This is a genomic window from Parendozoicomonas sp. Alg238-R29 (genome assembly GCF_947331445.1).
Lineage (GTDB): Bacteria > Pseudomonadota > Gammaproteobacteria > Pseudomonadales > Endozoicomonadaceae > Sansalvadorimonas.
On record NZ_CAMZOG010000041.1, the window covers coordinates 21,536 to 39,866 of the forward strand.

Below are 18,331 nucleotides of genomic sequence, written 5' to 3' on the forward strand. Positions count from 1 at the left end.
GGCTCTCGTATCTATTGTTCTGTGTTATGGAACCTTTAGAAGAAAGCTATGCCTACCTGGAACAGCTTCTCAACTTCGGTTATACGCTTCTTGTCTGTAAGGAACAAGATAACGTGGTCGCCAGCCTCTATTTCAATATGGTCGTGGGCGATAAGAACCTCGTCGTTCCGAACAATGGCACCAATAGTTGTTCCTGGTGGAAGTGCGACCTCACCAATTGTGTTCCCAACAACCTTGGAGCTGTGTTTGTCACCATGGGCGATAGCCTCAAAGGCTTCAGCCGCGCCACGGCGAAGTGAGTGAACATTTACTACATCTCCGCGCCTTACATGACGAAGAAGACTTCCGATGGTCACCAGTTGTGGAGATATAGCGATATCGATCTCACCGCCCTGTACAAGGTCGACATAGGCCGGATTATTAATCAGGGTCATCACTTTGCGGGCACCCAATCGTTTGGCCAGCATCGACGACATCACATTGGCTTCGTCATCATTGGTTAGGGCGATAAATATATCGGTGCCCTCAATGCTTTCCGACTGAAGAAGATCTTTGTCAGAAGCACTGCCGTTAAACACGATAGTTTTATTCAGGTCTTGAGACAGCTGATGACAGCGAGCCAGATTTTGTTCAATTATCTTAACGTTGTAACGATCTTCAATTGCCTGAGCCAGCCTCAGACCGATATTACCGCCGCCAGCAATAATTATGCGTTTGTAATCCTGATCAAGGCGGCGCAACTCACTCATCACATCGCGGATGTGGCGACGGTCAGCGATAAAGAACACCTCATCGTCGGCTTCAATAACCGTAGTGCCTCCAGGTGTAATCGCTTTACCACGGCGAAAAATAGCCGCCACCCGGGTATCAACATTAGGCATATGTTCCCGGATCGTGCGCAACTCCTGGTTTACCAAAGGCCCGCCGTAATAAGCTTTTACCGCTACCATTTGCAGGCGGCCATTGGCAAAGTCCAGAACCTGCAAAGCTCCGGGATGCTCTATCAAGCGCTTTATGTGGTTGGTAACCACTTGCTCCGGGCTGATGAGTACATCAACGGGAAAAGCTTCTTCGCTGAATAAACCTGTTCTGGTGAGATAAGCAGTTTGCCTGATGCGGGCAATTTTTGTTGGTGTGTGAAACATGGTGAAGGCTATCTGACAAGCTACCATATTGACTTCATCACTGTTGGTTACAGCAACCAGCATATCGGCATCATCGGCACCGGCCTGTTTTAAAACAGACGGAAAAGATGCCATACCGTGAACTGTGCGGATATCCATACGCTCCTGAAGCTCTCTCAAGCGTTCGGCGTTGGTATCTACAACGGTAATATCATTTTCTTCGTTAGCCAGATTTTCGGCCAGGGTGCCGCCAACCTGCCCGGCACCCAGAATGATAATTTTCATGAAAGCTCAGTTGATCTTTTCTTTTCGTAGACGACAGTAAAAGAAACCGTCATGACTGCCTGCCTTGGGCAGTAGCTGCAAGCCAAATCCGGTATCAATACCACATTCGCTTATTGGGGTATCCTGCACCGCATTTGCTGTTCGGGCAAGAAAGCTGTCGATCTGGCGGCTGTTTTCTTCCGGCAGAATTGAACAGGTTGCGTAAACCATCGTTCCACCAGGCTTTAAAAGTGACCACATAGCATCAAGAATTTTGCCCTGAAGCTCTGCCAGTTGAGTAATATCTTCTGGTCTGCGCAGTAATTTAATATCCGGGTGCCGGCGTATTACCCCGGTTGCAGAACATGGTGCATCAAGAAGAATACGGTCGTATTGTTGTTTGTCCCACCACTCTTCTGGTTTGCTGGCATCCCCTTGTATAACACCGGCTTGCAGCTCAAGACGTTCAAGGTTTTCTTCCACTCGTTCCAGTCGTTTGGCTTCAAGATCCAGTGCAGTCATATCCAGGTTTTCAGTACTTTCCAGAAGATGACAGGTTTTACCACCGGGAGCGGCACAGGCATCCAGTACACGATCACCGGCTTTACATTCAAGCATGGCTGCAGAGAGTTGTGCTGCTTCATCCTGAACGCTGACCAGACCATCGGTAAATCCTGGAAGGTTGTCCACAGATGTTGGCTCACCAAGCTGAATGCCGTGGAAAGAAAACTGACAATAATTGGCTTTTATATCTGCAGCCTGGAGTTTCTCCATATATTCAGTGCATGACACTTTTGAGCTATTCACGCGGAGAGTCATTGGAGCCTGGCTGTTTGTTCCGGCAATAATGGAATCCAAATGTTCAGGCCAGCGCTTGGCCAGTTTTCCATACAGCCAGTCTGGCATTTCGCTGAGAGCAGCAGGTTGGGAAACAAACTTGCGTAATGTCTCTTCTTCTCTTTGAGCATTACGAAGAACTGCATTCACGAGCCCGTTGGCCCAGTTTTTCTTCAAACCTTTTACCGCTGTAACCGACTCGCCAATAGCTGCGTGCGCTGGAATACGGGTATGAAATAACTGACAAAGACCAAGGAGCATAATCGCTTTAACATCGGCATCTTTGTTCTTTAGCGGTTTACTCAACAACTGGTCGAGAACAGCGTTTAGGGAAAACCAGTGTCGTAGTGTCGTATAGCAAAGCTGGCGCAACAACGGTTGGTCACGGCTCTCAATATCAGCTTCGGCAACAGGAAGTGCAGTTGCCAGAGATTCACCATTAATAACCTTGGCAATTACTTTTGCGGCAAGCAGACGTACTGGCTTTTTCGCTGCTCTTCTCTCACCCATCAGGACAGCTCTACCTTGGAAAAGGGTGAATTAAAGAGAGTGCCGGGCGCAAACATCTCTTTACGACTGTTCAGAAGATCCAGAACATTCATGGCTTTACTGCCGGGCAGTTGCAGTTTCTTCAAACGCAAAACACCTTCGCCGCAGGCTACATCGATACCCTTTTTATCTGCACGAATAATAGTGCCAGGAGTAGCATTAGAGCTTTCCTCTAAGGGAGATGCTTCCCAGATGCGGGTGCGCTTGTCCTGCTGTTCGGCATCCTGAAGCATCCAGGCAACCGGCCATGGGTTAAAACCACGAATCTGGCAATCCAGTTCGGCTGCCGAACGGTTCCAGTCTACCTGCCCTTCTCCTTTGCTCATTTTGCGAGCGTAAGTGGCCAGATCATCATTTTGCTTTTCAGGCTGGAGAGTTCCTGTACTGATCATGGAAAGGGTTTCGATTAGAGCCGGCCCTCCCAGTTCTGCCAGACGATCATAAAGGTCCTGGCTGGTGTCAGTCGGATTGATTGGGCAGGTCACCTTCAGCAGCATGTCGCCAGTATCCAGCCCTTCATCCATTTGCATAATAGTGACGCCAGATTCTTGGTCTCCGGAAGCCACTGCGCGCTGAATAGGAGCTGCACCACGCCAGCGGGGCAGAATGGAACCGTGAACATTAATGCAACCATGCACAGGTGTTTCCAGAACAACCTTTGGCAAGATCAGGCCGTAAGCCACAACAATCATCAAATCCGCGTTCAGAGCTGACAGCTCTTGCTGTGCTTCTTCATTCCGAAGGCTCTTTGGCTGATACACAGGAAGGTCATGTTTGAGTGCCAGCTCTTTTACCGGGCTAGGGGTGAGCTTACGTCCACGACCCGCCGGGCGATCAGGTTGAGTATAAACAGCAATAACTTCGTGCTCGCTGTCGAGAACGGACTGAAGATGTATGGCGGCAAACTCAGGGGTGCCGGCAAAGACAATACGTAGTGCTTTGCTCATGGTGCTCCGGCGTCAGGAAACAAATGTAAGAGGGGAATTATCGCCTCTGGCGAGACAAAAGGGAAAAGAGAAAGGGAAACAGGCGGAGTGTCGTAAGGAAAAAGGCGACACTCCGCCTGAAATCAGGGTTGATCTAATACTGCTGATTATTTGGCTGCAAGACGTTGGGCCTTTTCAAGCTTTTTGCGAATTCTATCGCGCTTGAGTTTGGTGAGAGCATCTACAAACAGTTTTCCATCCAGGTGATCATTTTCATGCTGAATGCAAACTGCAGGCAGGCCTTCAAACTCATGCTCAAATTCTTTGCCGTCACGATCCAGAGCTTTCACTTTTACTCGGTTCGGGCGGTCAAGGTTCTCAAAGAATCCGGGCACAGACAGGCAGCCTTCAGCAAACTCTGAGGGTTCTTCCGTCAGAGGCGTGATTTCCGGATTAATGAAAGTCCAGGCTTCTTCTCTGTCTTCAGAGAAATCCATAATAAAGATGCGTTTCTGTACATCTACCTGTGTGGCAGCCAGGCCACAGCCATCGGCGGCGTACATGGTTTCGAACATGTCGTCGATCAGTTGCTTGATCTCTTCATCAACAATCTCGACCTTTTCGCCCGGTTTACGCAAGCGAGGATCAGGAAACTCAAGAATATCGAGTTTTGCCATAAGTTATGTCAGCTCTGCTTTTTATATCCACTTAATCTTATTGTACGAAAACTACTCCGGGCAGGCATTAGTAATTTCTCAACAAATGGGCAGTATCACTAACAGAACATCTAGCAAAAACATCGCTTGTGGATATAACAGTGTTGTTAAGACTCATATCTAAGTAAGCCCTTTAATTTGAGGCATGAAAAGGAATCAGATATGGCCTGCTCAACGAAACCCTTCAGTCTGGGAAAGCGCGTATTTAGCGCTCGAGAGGAAGAACCTCTTCAACCAGAAGTTATACCAAAGTGTTCCGGGATGACGTGTAAGGCAGACATGAGTGTAGGCAGACTTCTTTTGTGCAACCTCGGAAAGCATGTGAATCTCGCCGACCTTGGAGCAAAGGTCTGCGTTCAGATGTCATGCCTGCCAAAAGGGGTTGTCAGCCATATGAGCCGGGAATATCTGGAGTCCCTTACAGACCAAACCCTCGCAAGTTCTAAACCTTCTGAAACCGTACTGTCTTCTTTATTCAGCAGTCAGGAGCCCATTTCCCCGGAGAGGGCCAAGGAGCTTTACGCGAAACTTGGAGGAGATGAGGGTGACCCCAAAAAAGAGGAAGTGTTCTGGGCTGCTGTGTGCCGCAACTTTACAGGGACAACCGAGCAAAGGGAGCGGCTTGAAGCCAATCTCAAAGAATTTTTGCAGAGTTGTGAATTAACACAAGATCAGAAAGGTGTTCTGGATGAACTGCAGGAGGCGCTAGAGAGTGGGAAGTTTGGCGAGGCGGGTGAAGCCGAAAGGCTGATGCTTCTTTACCAGGAAGCAACAGACGAAGATGGTAAGAGCATTATGCATAATGTTCTCCACAATATGTGGAATCTTCATCTCATTGAAACGCTTCTTGAATGTGGTGTTGAAATCCAGCCGCCCGAACAAGACGGAGTTAATAATCCTGAATCAGAAATCAACATCGCAAAAAAAAGGGGAGATTTTTTCCTCGCCTCAAAATTACAGCTTGCCTACAACCGGCAGCAACAAAAGAAGATTGGGGGGAAGCTACCATCGGAATGGGGCTGCAATATTCTGTTCTTCCAGCACGACGAAGACAGACTGTCTTTAGAGGACGCAGAACAAGAGTTGTTTGATCTGCTGGCGAAATCCGGGAACAGGTTTACTCATGCAGCTATGTTCTCCACTGATGGCTGTGACAATACAGCAGTTCGGCTGGTTCATTGGCCCTCGCCACCGAAAAACACAGACCGTGTGGAATGTAAAGGCAGGATGCCTGTTGAGGACGCAAAAAAGGTAGCAACCAAGCTTGGGAAAAAAAGAGAACAGCTCAGAAACCATCTTAAGCTTCAGCGTCAACCCTTAGGAAGTTTTGTGTTCGAAGATGAAGAAGATAATGTATCGACGACTCCTCCAACCCCCCCCAAAAGAATTATGTGGGGCGCGGCAAAAGGCATACTCACGGCTGCAGCTCTTAGTAATAATCCAGCCCATGCTTTTTCGGGGAGTGTTTTTGGTGCTGCCAGCGGGAGTACATACCCGGAAGACCCCGCGGCGCAGAGTGGTGAGCAACTATTTGAACTCCTTGCCGGATTGTCTGTATACAGTTGTGGGGGGCCTGCACTGGCATTTATGGGAGGAGCCAAACTGTTGGCGGGTGTTACCAGAAAAACTGCAAGCTACACCAAATTTGGGAAAAGCCTGCAAGATAGCCCGACGGCAGCATTTCTTGATAAACACGCTAATACTGTGCAGGCAGCAACAACCATTAGCACTGCCTTGATGGCTTTGCCTGCTTCTCACCCCCATTGGCAGACTGTTTATGCAGCAAGTGGGTCTGTATTAACACTTGCTGCTTTCGTTGAAAAATTGCGTACAAGCCCAACAGTCAGATATCTGGCATGTCTTGCTCTTGTTGGCGCTGTTCTGGGGGGGGCTGTTATCGTGGGAGCAGGATGGGTTACCTCCGTTTTGGCTGGTTGTACGAGTGCGGTCGAGTTTTTAACATCTACGCCAGCGGTATACATGCCCGGGCTATTTTCTGCTAATAATCTGTCAGGAATTTCGCTCTATAACTCGTTTATGGGTCCAAGACCCAAGCGTAAGAAAACCAGCGAACAGCAGCAGGAAGATAATCGCAAGAACCTTACAGCGGATGAGCACACCAGAAGGCCGACTCTTTTATCCAGCGACTCCAGTCCAGGGACTTCCGGGCTTGATCTTGGTCAACACTCCCCACTCATTAGCGGTGCTCATTCTATCGGTTCCCCCCATAGGGATTTCACGGGGGGTGGTTCTTACATGGGAGGTGGTTCTGATACAGATGAAGAATCGGGTGACGAAAGCGCAGATAATTAGTTTCGTGCACTAAACCCCATAACAGAAAGGAAATAGTGCTCGATTAGTCTTTCTGACAAGACAACTGTTAGTATTGGTTTAATACACAGAAAAATAGAACCAAGGACAGAAATATGAAGAAAGCTCTGCTGACAGCTTTCCTGGTGAGTCTGGTCTCTCAGGTGTGGGCCGCAGCACCCTTTCGTGATGATCGGCCAGACTCATACACTGTTGTGAAAGGGGACACTCTTTGGGATATTTCAGGGCGTTTTCTTGAAAATCCATGGCAGTGGCCTGAGGTCTGGAGCCTCAACCCTCAAATTAATAACCCTCACCTTATTTATCCCGGCGATGTTGTTACTCTGATTTATATCGAAGGTAAGCCTCGATTAACCATTAACCGAGGCCTGACAGGTAGGACCCTGAAACTGGGTCCCAAAGTTCGTTCTACTCCTCTCGAAAATGCTATTCCTGCCATTCCTCTGGATGTTATCAGCAGCTTTCTGGATGTAAGCCGTGTGGTTGAAAGTCCTGAGGTTATGAAGAAAGCCCCTTACATTCTGTCTAACGGTCAGGAACAGGTGATCAGCGGTGCCGGCGATACTGTTTATGTGCGTGGTGAGTTTGATCAGGGCGCAAGTGTTTATGGCGTTTATCGAGGTGAACAGAACTATGTTGACCCCAAAACGGGTGAATTCCTGGGAACAATGGTTCAAAGCGTAGGCTCTGTTGATGTAGAAAGAATTACCAATGATATCGCTACCATGAGCGTGTCTCGCTCAAGTGAAGAGTTGCGGGTGGGAGATAAATTGTTGGTTTCTGAAGAGCGCCGCTTGGCCACTTCGTTCTATCCTTCTGCACCAGAGAATCGAGATATTGAAGGTACCATCCTTGATGTTGTGGGTGGTGTTAACCAAATTGGCCTTTATAACAATGTATTAATTAACCTTGGCTCCCGGGAAGGTCTGAAAGACGGAAGTGTTATGGCGATTTACCGCCAGAACAATATTAAGGACAAAATGACTGGTGAGATCGTTGCTCTCCCAGCAGAACGGGTTGGCCATATTATGGTATTCCGCACTTACGAAAAGATGAGCTTTGCCATTGTTATGCAGGCCTCTCAGCCACTTCATACTGGCGATACTTTGCGGGCGCCATGATACTGTCTAGACTGTGTCGCCATGAATGGCGACACACTTTCCCCCACATCTCTATCTCAATGGCAGCAGCTGCAACCGTGGCTACTGCTCTTTCATATTCCTGGCCTTGGACCTGTTCGTTATCAGCAGTTGCTTGAGGTATTTGGCTCTCCCGAGAAGGTACTGGGTGCAGATGGAAAACAACTCAGAGAGTTGTTACCAGCATCTCTCGCTAAGGCTGTGTCAGGCGCTGAAAATAATCCATTTATAAAGTCCGCTCTGGAGAGGGATAAACAGTGGCTGGAAGAAAATGACAGACACCACATCTTGTCTCAGAGCAGCCCAAGTTACCCTGCACTTTTGAAAACCATTTATGACCCGCCTCCCCTGCTTTTTATTAATGGTGATGTTCGTGTTCTCAGTTCTCGCCAACTTGCGGTAGTGGGTAGTCGAAAGCCTTCTTATGTCGCTCTCGATATTGCCAGGCAGATTTCCTGTGAGTTGGGTGAACATGGCTTAACTATTACCAGCGGGTTGGCCTTGGGTATAGATGGCGTTGCACATCAGGGCGCTTTGCAGGGTGGAAACCAGACCATCGCTGCTTTGGCTGGTGGAGTTGATTATATTTACCCCCAGCGGCATAAGGCTCTTGCTGAATCTATTACCGGAAGCGGTGCTTTGGTATCGGAGTTTGCTCTCGGTACACAACCTAAATCTGGCCATTTCCCAAGACGAAATCGTATTATCAGCGGCTTAAGTGTTGGTGTGCTGGTGGTTGAAGCAGCAGTCGCCAGTGGTTCTCTGGTGACGGCTCGCTGTGCTCTTGAGCAAGGAAGAGAAGTATTTGCTATGCCGGGTTCTGTGAATAATCCGGGTGCTCGTGGGTGTCATGCACTTATCCGGGATGGCGCATGTCTGGTAGAAAATACTGCGCAGATATTGCAGGAGTTAGATGGTGTTATCTCAATGGAGGCAAGACACCAGAGAGGTTTCAACTCTCATGTAGAGCCGGATTGCCCAACACAGCAAATGGTTTTGAACCTTATTGGTTTTGATACAAGCCACCACCATGATGAGCTTTTAATTCGTTCAGGTATGGATGGGCAGAAGTTATCTGAAACATTGCTCAACCTGGAGCTGGAAGGATTTATAAAATCTGTTTCTGGTGGGTTTTCCCGAGCGCTTGCCAACAGAACCCTGTAAAATGCAGAACCTGCTTGAGCATAAAGCCAAAGAATAATCTAACCCCAACACCTGATGCCTGTGAAAGACACTCTACCTGAAAACACTAAAACCGCAGCTGCTGTTATTAATAATGGTGGTGTTGTTGCTTATCCTACGGAAGCTGTCTGGGGACTGGGTTGTGATCCTTGGAATCAGAAAGCTGTTGAGAAAATCCTTACTATCAAACGTCGCCCAGTAGAAAAAGGCTTGATTCTGGTAGCCGCCAATCAAGAGCAGATTGCCCCATTACTGGAAGGGCTTTCTGATGAAAAGAAAAAACTGCTGGGTGAAAGCTGGCCCGGACCTGTGACCTGGCTGATTCCGGATGTTAATCAATGGGTGCCGGAATGGGTAAGAGGTCAGCACCGTTCGGTAGCGGTTCGTGTAAGTGCTCACCCTCTCGTTCAGCAACTTTGTATTGATTGGAGTAAGCCTTTGGTTTCAACATCGGCGAATCGTGCGGGTGAAGACGCCCTGAAAGAACAGGCTGATGTTGTAGCATTGTTTGAAAGTGAAGTAGATATGGTGGTGGAAGGAGTTGTCGGAAATTCCACATCTCCTTCGCGAATTTGTGACCTTGAAACAGGCCAAATCCTGCGCAGCTAAACCTTCTTAATACGATGAAAGCGCTCTCTTTCCTTGTCCGTAAGGTATGGATCAACGTACCCCTTTGGATGCCTGTAACGAGAACGTAACGAAAGAAATGGTTTACCCAGATCTTGCTCGAAGATGAAGGATTGGATGAAGTATTGGATTGCGTATTCCACTCCCCAAAAGTTTTTTCAGTTGACGACTATTTTTTTCAGTTGACGACTATTTTTTTCAGTTGACGACTATGTTGTGTAGCAGGAGTCTTGCCAGAGCAACTCCCGAACAAAAGGCAACAGTGGTAAGATATTGATCTAACAAAATAAATGAGATGCCAGCATGACTGGAACCAGCGGTTTAGATATCAGCAGTGTCGAGCAATATCTGAAAAGTTTGCAGGATCAGATATGTGAAGCATTAAGCCGGGTTGATGGTTCTGAATTTCGAACAGATATTACCGAGCATCCGGGAGGCGGTGGAGGCCGAGCCCGTGTTCTTGAGGGTGGCTCTATTATCGAAAAAGGCGGAGTGAACTTCTCCTCGGTTTCTGGGATTTCCCTTCCTGCTACTGCATCAGCACGCAGGCCAGAACTGGCTGGTCGCAGCTTCCGGGCTATGGGTGTTTCTCTGGTTATCCACCCGAAAAACCCTTATGTGCCAACATCCCACGCCAACATCAGATTATTTGTTGCTGAAAAAGAAGGTGAAGCGCCGATCTGGTGGTTTGGTGGTGGCTACGATTTAACACCTTATTACGCTTTTGAAGAAGATTGCCGCCACTGGCATCAAGTGTGTCGTAATGCCTGTAAGCCTTTTGGTGCCGATGTTTATCCACGGTTTAAAAAGTGGTGTGATGAATATTTCTATCTTAAGCACCGGCAGGAACCCCGTGGGGTTGGTGGTCTGTTCTTCGATGATTTGAATGAGTGGTCTTTCGAAGAGACTTTCGCTTTTATGCGCAGTGTGGGTGACAGCTATCTGGAAGCCTATCTGCCTATTATTAAAAAGCGTAAAGATACCCCGTGGGGAGAGCGGGAGAAAAAATTCCAGAAGTATCGCCGTGGGCGGTATGTGGAATTCAATCTTGTCTATGACAGGGGCACGATTTTTGGGCTGCAGTCTGGTGGAAGAACTGAGTCCATTCTTATGTCGATGCCACCGGAAGTAGACTGGGACTACAACTGGCGGCCGGAGCCAAACACTCCGGAAGCTGACCTGTATGAAAATTACCTGAAACCCCGGGAATGGGTTTAGTCGTAAAGGATTTAGGAGAAGTATAAAAATGAATGTAGCTGCAGATCAGTATGCGGTGATGGGGAACCCTATCGGTCACAGCAAGTCTCCGGCAATACATGCGATGTTTGCCAAGCAGACAGGTGAAAAACTTCGTTACGAAGCCCTGCTTGTCCCAACCGAAGAATTTTCTGAAGCAGTTGAGCAGTTCTATAGCAACAAGGGTTTAGGGCTGAATATCACTGTTCCTTTCAAACAGGATGCCTGGAACAAAGCGGAAAGAATGACAGACAGAGCTCGTCGGGCGGGAGCTGTGAATACACTCTGGAAAGACGAAACCGGCGCGCTCTGGGGCGATACAACCGATGGTGTTGGCCTGGTCAGGGATATTACGGTTAACCATAAGGTTGATATTGAAGGTCGGCGTGTTCTTGTATTGGGAGCAGGCGGCGCTGTAAGAGGTGTGCTGGAATCCATTCTGGAGAAAAACCCATCTGCCGTTGTTGTTGCCAATCGCACTGTCAGCCGTGCGGAAGAACTGGTGAAACTGTTTGGTGAGCTGGGAAATATTTCTGCTTGCGGTTTTTCTGAAGCTGAAGGGCCGTTTGATCTCATTATTAACGGAACATCTGCAAGTCTTCAGGGGGAGTGTCCACCTCTGCCACAAACAGCGATTAATCAACAAACGACCGTATACGACATGATGTACGGAGTAGAAGAAACTGTGTTTAACCGCTGGGCCAGAGAGCGCGGCGCTCAAACAGTTATTGATGGTTTGGGTATGCTGGTAGAGCAGGCGGCAGAATCTTTTTCAATCTGGCGTAATAAAAGGCCGGAAACGGCACAGGTTATCGCGAAGTTCAGGGGTGAATAGATCACCAGGGTCGGTTGATGTTTTGTGTTCGGCTCAGTCGCCCTAAAAGCAGTTAGCCGTTAGAAAGGCTTGTGAAAATCGTAGTTATTCCAGCGGATGACTGCTTTCAGGGCCACCTGAAGGCTTTTATGGCTATGTTGCAGTGTTTTGAAGGGCAATAAGTATTCCTTCAACACTGCGCCCGATCATAAAAGCCTACAGAAATACTGAACTCAATCATAAAACATCAACAGACCCTAAACATAACTGGTGATATTATGGCCGGAGAATCTTTAAATTGTTTGGGGAGTTGAACATGGCTGGAACACATCTCAGTTTTATTATTCTGGTTGATGCTGGCGATAACGATGTCCACAAGATTCGCGAAGCGCTACTTAACCTTGATGCCATTAAGGTTGCACATTGCCCTCTTGGTCCTACAGACCTTATCTGTTTCGGCGCAGTTGCCCACATGGAAGAGCTTAAGGACTTGATGAGCACACAGGTTCCCAGCCTTCTTGAAGATAAGTTCAATCCAATTGAAAAAACAGAAACCTTACTGGTGATGGATCAATATGGTGAAGAGCTGACCGCCGAGAAGTTTTCCCGCCCGAATGGCACCGGTGCATGGATCTTTACCGATCAGAAGGTCAGCAGCCGCCATTTGACCGAAAAACTTATTGATCACCACCCTGAAATTATCACTGCCTTCAACGTGCTTGGCTGTCACGATGGCGTCTTCTATGCTGAAGCGGAAACACTGGACAAGCTGATGGCCGTTATTGATGAAGGGTTCCGTACCTTAAGGGGTATAGGCGCTTCGGGTAAGCCAATGAAAGCTCTGTCTCGAACAGATACCCGACTTGTTCTGATGTAGAAGCTACATCATCAGGCAAGAATGATGACAGGGGCCAAAATGCCATATCCCAAACTTCCCGGCCCCTGCCCACCTATCCCTGGGGATCTTCTTTTTCTCCACACCCGTGATGAGCCTCGAATGGCTGCCGTTTCCCGTATTTTTTCGGGGGTTCATAATTTTATAATTAATCATGTGGCACTCTGTACAGCAGAGAGTGAGCTGGTGGAGGCGGTTCCTCCCCGAGTCAGGCATACTTCCCTGGATGACTTTCTGGAGAAAGCCCATCCCGACGAGGAAGGCGCCCCCAGGGTTTTGGTGTGCCGGGTTAGAAATATGGGCACAGAACAGGTTCGGACGGTTCTGTCGAGAGTTGAGCACTATATCGATAAGCCCTATAACGAAACTTACATGCCCTCAACGGAACACTGGTATTGCAGTTCACTGGTTCAGGATGCCTGGTTTCACGGTAACAATGGGGAGCATGTGTTTCCTGAAACACCATTAGAATTTCGGGATCCTGTAACAGGTCAGATAATGCCTTTCTGGAAAGAGTATTATCAAAGTCGTGGAATGGATGTGCCTCAGGGGTTGCCTGGCTCCCACCCCGCCTTAATTTCAAGATCGCCACACCTTGCAGTCGTGGGGTGTTATGGAAACTTTCAGCAGAAATGAGTGAAGGATAACCTTGTGAAAATGAGCGCAATTATTGGGCACCGCGGAGCCGCTAAAATTGCACCGGAAAATACCCTTGCTGGCATTCGTACTGCATACGACAAAGGTGTGCAGTGGGTTGAAATAGATGTCATTCTTTTAGGCGACGGTGAGCTTGTTATTCATCATGACCGAACGCTGAACCGCTGTACGGATGGGAAAGGAGAATTGCTTTCTCTGACCTTACCTGAAGTAAGAAAAGTTGATGCTGGTGTTCTGTTTGCCTCTTTCCATGGTCATCAATTTAAAGGTGAAAAGATTCCAACCTTACGTGAGGCTCTGAATCTGATTCATAGCCTCGATATGGGTCTGAACCTTGAAATAAAAATGCACAAGCATTCTCCGGAAGAACTGACCACCAGAGTTTTGGATCAGTTGCAGGGGCACCCTCTTGTAGAGGATGGAAAGCTGATTATCTCCAGTTTTGATCATGATGTTCTCGTTATTTGCAAAGAAAAAAAACCAGAGATTCCCGTCGGGCATTTGTTTGAAAAGCTTCCTGCGAACTGGTTGGAGCAGGTAAAGAGAGTGAGTGCGATCACTGTTCACAGTAATCAAAAATTGCTGATGAAGTCCCAGGCAGCAGAGGTGATTGATGCAGGCTATGAACTTTATTGTTATACAGTAAACTCAGGCAAGAGAGCCGTAGAGCTTATGAGTTGGGGAGTTTCTGGTGTATTCACTGATGACCCGGAAACAATAAAAGCCGCATTACTATAAAAAGAACAACTGAGGCTGGGGGACATGTGCATTTTTTGGGGATAAAAAGTTGTTTTTTCATGCTGGCTATCTCCATTGCCAGTCTGCTGGGTAGTTATGGTTTTGCTGCTGAAAGGCTATTGGCAGAAGAACTTTATAACTCAGCCAACCTGCATAAGAATTATGCAGGTTGGCACAACTCCATGAGCGCAATGTTGGAGAATTATAAAAAGGCTCTTCCGGAAGAGATCTTTAATAAACTGCAGCGCCGCTTCAACCTTCTTACTTCAGAGAAACGTTACAAGCGTCGTACAGTCAGGGCTTTGCGTAATAATCTTTCCGACACTGAAGTCAGGGTTCTATTGGAATGGTACTCTGTGGGAGGAAAAGAACTGTCCCGCCAGGAAAGGCTTCTTTCTGCAGAAAGCGCACCTGAAACACCCTTGAATATATGGGTTCAGGAACAAAAACTGTCATCAAAAAGAATTCAGGTTTTGTCCTTATTGATGGAGGAAACCCATGCTGTTGATCAGGGAGCAGACTTTATTGTACAAAGCGCATTGTCGATGGCAGAGCTTGTTTCCCAGAATATGCCGGAAGAGCAGAAACTGGATATTGAATTGATACGTGAGCGTTTAACCAAGCAGCGCCAGGCTATTTACCAAGAGTTACAAAAAGTATCTCTGGCGCGTTTTGCCTGGACCTATCAGGATATTTCTGACGAGCAGCTAGAAGATTACCTCTCCTTTGTAAGAACAATAGATGCTCAAACCTGGTTTGAAGTTGTAAACAGGGCTCAGGCAAATATGTTGCTGACAGGTAATAACTAATCCTCCTTTTAGAGGGACCCTTACTTCTCACCCTGTGAAAATATCTTAAATGCCGTCTATTTTATCTGGCTGACAAATGTTCTCTCCAAACCTTTAGCTAGAAACAGAGAGACGTACGCATTATCTCCTCTTTCACAATGCACTGTGAATATTATGGGCGCGTTGATTGAGGACGTTGGCCCAACTGACAGTGAAGACGTTTATTGCGATGACATGTCTGTACCGGTAATCAATGGTACATACCTGCAAGCAATTGGTTTGGGTGAGCAAAATTACCTGCTTGCCGACCATACAGATTCTCAAAATCTGGCTTTACCTGAAATATGGTTTGGGAATGGCCTTGCGTCTGGGCTTATGGATTTGTTATAGCAGAGAATAGGGTTGGTGAGCTTTCTGACATAGCTGTTGAAGAGGATGTGGAAAACATAGTCAATATAAAGGGCATGGTATTTGTTATCACTGGGAACGGTAGGAGAGGCCAGCTACTCAATTATCTCCAATGAAAAACTGGTAGATGAGGCAGGTGGGGGAGAATCGGGCGTGAAAATGTGGTCAGACCTCGATACTTGTTACCAGAGACCTTATTAAAAATGAAAACAGCCTAAATACCGTCTACTTTTGCTGGGTGAAAAGGTGGGGGTAACATGTCTAAGAGTGCTGTAGAAAAAGTACTGACGGGGTGCTTTGTTTTCGTATTTCTCTGGACTGCTGCGTTATCAAGTGCTGATAAGGGTGCCGAGATATCTGTTCCAAAGGAAATGGAAAAGCATCTATTCAGGGAAAATCAAACAAGAACCTCCTGGCATGTAATCAATGAAGTGAATCATGGGTTGATGGCCGGTAGCACTATTCTTTTTAGCCATTTGCTTGGCAGACTTGTCTTTTCAAGGGTTTTTGCAAGAGAGCTGCTAATCGGAGCGGGGATTACAGTTGATTATACTCTCTCTCACACATGGAGGGAGTTTCTATTACGCCAGATAGTCAGGCTCCCTTATGGTATCTATCGTTATTCTCAGGGCATCAACGGCTCATATTCCTGGCTTGATTCCCTTATGATGGAAAGCCCCACCTTGATCACCGGAGCCTGGGAAGTCTGGTTACAAGCCAAAACCCTATTGCCTTATGGCTCACGGGTCATCCATGCGGGTGAAACCAGTGATTATAAGCTGATCTTTCACCACACAGAAAAGCCATTCCTATCGTTTCATATAGATAAATCAGATGATTCAGCTTGTACTGAACCGACAGAGCAGGAGGTTGGGCTTAACAAAAAACTACACCAGTTGTCCTGCACAGCCTTCATCAATAATGTTGATACATTAATACTGACACCCGAATCAGGAAGCGGAGAACTGGTCGCCTGTAAAGAACATAACTCAGGGAATATTTGTAAGTCTATCTGGTTGAACCAAAGCCACCTCGAAGTCTTTCCATATCGGTCACCTCTATGGCTGACAGATATCTTTTCCAGAACCTTCCCCAAAGATTTTGAGGGGGCTGCACTATCACCGTTATCCAGCTGTATTGTTGATGCTTTGGCTGAGCTTGCTGAAAGTGCTGACTCAAACAACACGGGCGATGTTCATTGTGACGATATGCTGATATCGGTGATTAATGGTAGAAACATGCAGTTGGCCTATTTGGGAGAAGGTAATTATCTACTGGCTGATCATACCGATACTCAAAGCCTGAGTTTGCCGGAATTGTGGTTAGGGAATAGCTCGATTACAAAGCAAGCAGCATTGCGAACAGGTTTGGTTTCTCTGGAAGGGCAGAGAAAACCAGGACCTGAATACGGAGCCTGGAGAGCTCTGACTGCTGCTCGTTCAATCATGTATCACTCCCTGCTGAATAAGGCTTTTAGCTGGTGGCAAAAACAGCAAATAGGAAAAGAAAACAAAGTGGTCATTGATCTAAAACTCACTGAAGATGGGCTGAAAAATTTGGACCCAAGGCGTGTTCAGGCAGATGTCGAAAGAATTGCAAACCTGAAAGGCCGGGTTGTTGCCATCACAGGCTCTGACGGAAAAAGTCATCTGCTCAATTATTTTGCAGGCGAGAATAGGGTTGAGGAAGTTAGTGGGAATGCATATAGCGGTAATTTAGTCGAGCCCGTTCTTTTAAACAACGGCAACATTCTTGTAGAAGTACAACCATCAGTAGCGCTTAAAGGAGACCTTAATTTGGAGGCTCTTGAAAGATTGCAAACAGCATGGCTAGAAAGAGCCGATCAGGTTATGGTTACCCACAATGCTATATTCACAAGAAACGAACACATTTACCGGTGGCTTTCTTTGAGGTTAGATGAAAGAGTTATTAGTAAGTCGGGTAAGTTTAAGGTTGTTATTAACCCCCATGAAACCTTTCAGAAGAGTGATGCGTTGCTTACAAACCTTCAGGAAACTGTTAAAGATAAAGTTGAGAATGAGTTTGGTTTTGGTGATGTTGAGGTTGCTGTATATAAGAAGGAGTCGGTATCCCAACAGATACAAGATCTAAAGCATTGGATATTAACAACAGAATAAACTGCTGGCGGGACCCTGTAAATAATTCTGTTTAAAGCCCGCCAGCGGTACCAAACTTTTAAAAAAGTGACCGGTTAACAAACGGCCTGGGTTCTTTATCCTTGCCCGCCAAACCATTCTTCATGGCAACACTCTGGTTCTTTCTGCCTAACAAGCGCATCTGAACCAGTCTTTCCCAAAGCAGTGAGCGACGGGGGCCGGCTTTCCAGGTTTTTCTAAACAGAAACTTGGTGGCAGCAATCTGGTCGGGAGATTTTTCGCAGATTACATTAGCCAGCTCTTCAGCTTTGCTCATTGGGTCATCACTGAGCTTGCTGATCAGGCCATACTCAAAACCTTCCTGGCCGGAGAAAACCCGCCCGGTCATCGTCAGTTCCTGGGCAATATCGTAGCGAGTCAGAGTTGTCAGAGTTGTGGTAGCGCTCATATCTGGAATAAGCCCCCACTTCACTTCCATCACAGACCACTTGGAATCAGGAGTGGCAATGCGGTAATCCGTTCCCAAGGCTATCTGTAAACCACCACCGAAACAGTTGCCTTTTACTGCGCTGATAACAGGTACAGGAAGTGTTCGCCAGATATATGCAACGTTCTGGAAAGCATTGGCAGACGTCCATGGCAGTTTAAGGAACAACTTGGGAACCATCATTGGGTTTTTGCTGAGAGCTTTGAAGTCGAGGCCTGCACAGAATGATTCCCCTTCACCAAAAAGAATTACCGCGCGGATGTTTTTGTCTTTACGGATGCGCTTCGCTGTACCGATTAAGTCTCGAAACAGCTGTTCATCAAGGCCGTTATGTTTTTCCGGACGATTCAGAGATACGTAAGCAATATGCTCTTTGATCTGAAAAAGGACTCGCTGCTCAGACATCTTGGTGCCTCTTTATCATTATTTGCTGCGCATAATTCCACAAACCAGTTCACTGCTGTCCGGTTAAAAAAATCGAGAAAGGCGTGAGATG

17 protein-coding genes are annotated in these 18,331 nt (G+C 47.1%); 12 read left to right on the top strand and 5 right to left on the bottom strand.

The genetic code is table 11. The features are described from left to right. Positions 1-35: 35 nt before the first annotated feature. The 4 genes from trkA to def all read right to left on the bottom strand — a co-directional run bounded on the left by trkA (position 36) and on the right by def (position 4,377). Positions 36-1,409 carry a Trk system potassium transporter TrkA gene (gene trkA / locus QMA35_RS11705; RefSeq protein WP_281647334.1) on the bottom strand — a complete coding sequence of 458 codons (1,374 nt, stop codon included), beginning with the start codon at positions 1,407-1,409 and terminating at the stop codon, positions 36-38. Between the two features lie 6 nt (positions 1,410-1,415). Further along, complete coding sequence (rsmB, locus tag QMA35_RS11710) at positions 1,416-2,735, bottom strand: 16S rRNA (cytosine(967)-C(5))-methyltransferase RsmB (RefSeq protein ID WP_281647335.1); 1,320 nt, start codon at positions 2,733-2,735, stop codon at positions 1,416-1,418. Then, positions 2,735-3,721, bottom strand: coding sequence for a methionyl-tRNA formyltransferase (gene fmt, locus QMA35_RS11715; protein ID WP_281647336.1), 987 nt, complete (start codon positions 3,719-3,721; stop codon positions 2,735-2,737). The genes rsmB and fmt overlap by 1 nt, the downstream gene beginning before the upstream one ends. Before the next feature lie 146 nt (positions 3,722-3,867). Continuing rightward, positions 3,868-4,377, bottom strand: coding sequence for a peptide deformylase (def, locus tag QMA35_RS11720; protein ID WP_281647337.1), 510 nt, complete (start codon positions 4,375-4,377; stop codon positions 3,868-3,870). Between the two features lie 201 nt (positions 4,378-4,578). On the opposite strand from def, the gene QMA35_RS11725 reads away from it, so the two are divergent. From QMA35_RS11725 to QMA35_RS11780, 12 genes are all read left to right on the top strand, one after another. Beyond that, positions 4,579-6,729 (top strand): hypothetical protein, encoded by a 2,151-nt coding sequence (locus tag QMA35_RS11725; RefSeq protein WP_281647338.1) that lies wholly within the window; start codon positions 4,579-4,581, stop codon positions 6,727-6,729. Positions 6,730-6,842: 113 nt separating this feature from the next. Continuing rightward, complete coding sequence (locus tag QMA35_RS11730; RefSeq protein ID WP_281647339.1) at positions 6,843-7,868, top strand: LysM peptidoglycan-binding domain-containing protein; 1,026 nt, start codon at positions 6,843-6,845, stop codon at positions 7,866-7,868. Positions 7,869-7,889: 21 nt separating this feature from the next. Beyond that, complete coding sequence (gene dprA, locus QMA35_RS11735; protein WP_281647340.1) at positions 7,890-9,050, top strand: DNA-processing protein DprA; 1,161 nt, start codon at positions 7,890-7,892, stop codon at positions 9,048-9,050. 60 nt (positions 9,051-9,110) lie between these two features. Continuing rightward, a complete protein-coding gene (locus QMA35_RS11740) occupies positions 9,111-9,677 on the top strand; it encodes an L-threonylcarbamoyladenylate synthase (protein ID WP_281647341.1) in 567 nt (188 codons plus the stop codon). Between the two features lie 321 nt (positions 9,678-9,998). Further along, a complete protein-coding gene (hemF, locus tag QMA35_RS11745) occupies positions 9,999-10,913 on the top strand; it encodes an oxygen-dependent coproporphyrinogen oxidase (RefSeq protein WP_281647342.1) in 915 nt (304 codons plus the stop codon). A gap of 28 nt (positions 10,914-10,941) precedes the next feature. Then, positions 10,942-11,766, top strand: a complete 825-nt coding sequence (aroE, locus tag QMA35_RS11750) for a shikimate dehydrogenase (protein WP_281647343.1) — start codon at positions 10,942-10,944, stop codon at positions 11,764-11,766. Between the two features lie 295 nt (positions 11,767-12,061). After that, complete coding sequence (locus tag QMA35_RS11755; RefSeq protein WP_281647344.1) at positions 12,062-12,622, top strand: hypothetical protein; 561 nt, start codon at positions 12,062-12,064, stop codon at positions 12,620-12,622. A gap of 39 nt (positions 12,623-12,661) precedes the next feature. Further along, entirely contained in the window at positions 12,662-13,276 is a 615-nt protein-coding gene (locus QMA35_RS11760; RefSeq protein WP_281647345.1) for a YiiX/YebB-like N1pC/P60 family cysteine hydrolase, read from the top strand. A 21-nt stretch (positions 13,277-13,297) separates the two neighbouring features. Next, positions 13,298-14,035: a glycerophosphoryl diester phosphodiesterase gene (locus QMA35_RS11765; RefSeq protein WP_281647346.1), complete on the top strand. Its 738-nt coding sequence runs from the start codon at positions 13,298-13,300 to the stop codon at positions 14,033-14,035. A 59-nt stretch (positions 14,036-14,094) separates the two neighbouring features. After that, positions 14,095-14,844: a hypothetical protein gene (locus tag QMA35_RS11770; protein WP_281647347.1), complete on the top strand. Its 750-nt coding sequence runs from the start codon at positions 14,095-14,097 to the stop codon at positions 14,842-14,844. A 153-nt stretch (positions 14,845-14,997) separates the two neighbouring features. Continuing rightward, positions 14,998-15,213: a hypothetical protein gene (locus QMA35_RS11775; RefSeq protein WP_281647348.1), complete on the top strand. Its 216-nt coding sequence runs from the start codon at positions 14,998-15,000 to the stop codon at positions 15,211-15,213. Positions 15,214-15,488: 275 nt separating this feature from the next. Beyond that, a complete protein-coding gene (locus tag QMA35_RS11780; RefSeq protein ID WP_281647349.1) occupies positions 15,489-17,369 on the top strand; it encodes a hypothetical protein in 1,881 nt (626 codons plus the stop codon). Positions 17,370-17,427: 58 nt separating this feature from the next. On the opposite strand, the gene QMA35_RS11785 is transcribed toward QMA35_RS11780, so the two are convergent. Beyond that, positions 17,428-18,240, bottom strand: coding sequence for a crotonase/enoyl-CoA hydratase family protein (locus tag QMA35_RS11785; protein ID WP_281647350.1), 813 nt, complete (start codon positions 18,238-18,240; stop codon positions 17,428-17,430). Positions 18,241-18,331: the final 91 nt, after the last annotated feature.

Bases quoted from the DNA above. Each gene is read 5' to 3' on its own strand.
- trkA (WP_281647334.1), bottom strand. From the start codon at position 1,409: ATGAAAATTATCATTCTGGGTGCCGGGCAGGTTGGCGGCACCCTGGCC.
- rsmB (WP_281647335.1), bottom strand. From the start codon at position 2,735: ATGGGTGAGAGAAGAGCAGCGAAAAAGCCAGTACGTCTGCTTGCCGCA.
- fmt (WP_281647336.1), bottom strand. From the start codon at position 3,721: ATGAGCAAAGCACTACGTATTGTCTTTGCCGGCACCCCTGAGTTTGCC.
- def (WP_281647337.1), bottom strand. From the start codon at position 4,377: ATGGCAAAACTCGATATTCTTGAGTTTCCTGATCCTCGCTTGCGTAAA.
- QMA35_RS11725 (WP_281647338.1), top strand. From the start codon at position 4,579: ATGGCCTGCTCAACGAAACCCTTCAGTCTGGGAAAGCGCGTATTTAGC.
- QMA35_RS11730 (WP_281647339.1), top strand. From the start codon at position 6,843: ATGAAGAAAGCTCTGCTGACAGCTTTCCTGGTGAGTCTGGTCTCTCAG.
- dprA (WP_281647340.1), top strand. From the start codon at position 7,890: ATGAATGGCGACACACTTTCCCCCACATCTCTATCTCAATGGCAGCAG.
- hemF (WP_281647342.1), top strand. From the start codon at position 9,999: ATGACTGGAACCAGCGGTTTAGATATCAGCAGTGTCGAGCAATATCTG.
- aroE (WP_281647343.1), top strand. From the start codon at position 10,942: ATGAATGTAGCTGCAGATCAGTATGCGGTGATGGGGAACCCTATCGGT.
- QMA35_RS11755 (WP_281647344.1), top strand. From the start codon at position 12,062: ATGGCTGGAACACATCTCAGTTTTATTATTCTGGTTGATGCTGGCGAT.
- QMA35_RS11760 (WP_281647345.1), top strand. From the start codon at position 12,662: ATGCCATATCCCAAACTTCCCGGCCCCTGCCCACCTATCCCTGGGGAT.
- QMA35_RS11765 (WP_281647346.1), top strand. From the start codon at position 13,298: ATGAGCGCAATTATTGGGCACCGCGGAGCCGCTAAAATTGCACCGGAA.
- QMA35_RS11770 (WP_281647347.1), top strand. From the start codon at position 14,095: ATGCTGGCTATCTCCATTGCCAGTCTGCTGGGTAGTTATGGTTTTGCT.
- QMA35_RS11775 (WP_281647348.1), top strand. From the start codon at position 14,998: ATGGGCGCGTTGATTGAGGACGTTGGCCCAACTGACAGTGAAGACGTT.
- QMA35_RS11780 (WP_281647349.1), top strand. From the start codon at position 15,489: ATGTCTAAGAGTGCTGTAGAAAAAGTACTGACGGGGTGCTTTGTTTTC.
- QMA35_RS11785 (WP_281647350.1), bottom strand. From the start codon at position 18,240: ATGTCTGAGCAGCGAGTCCTTTTTCAGATCAAAGAGCATATTGCTTAC.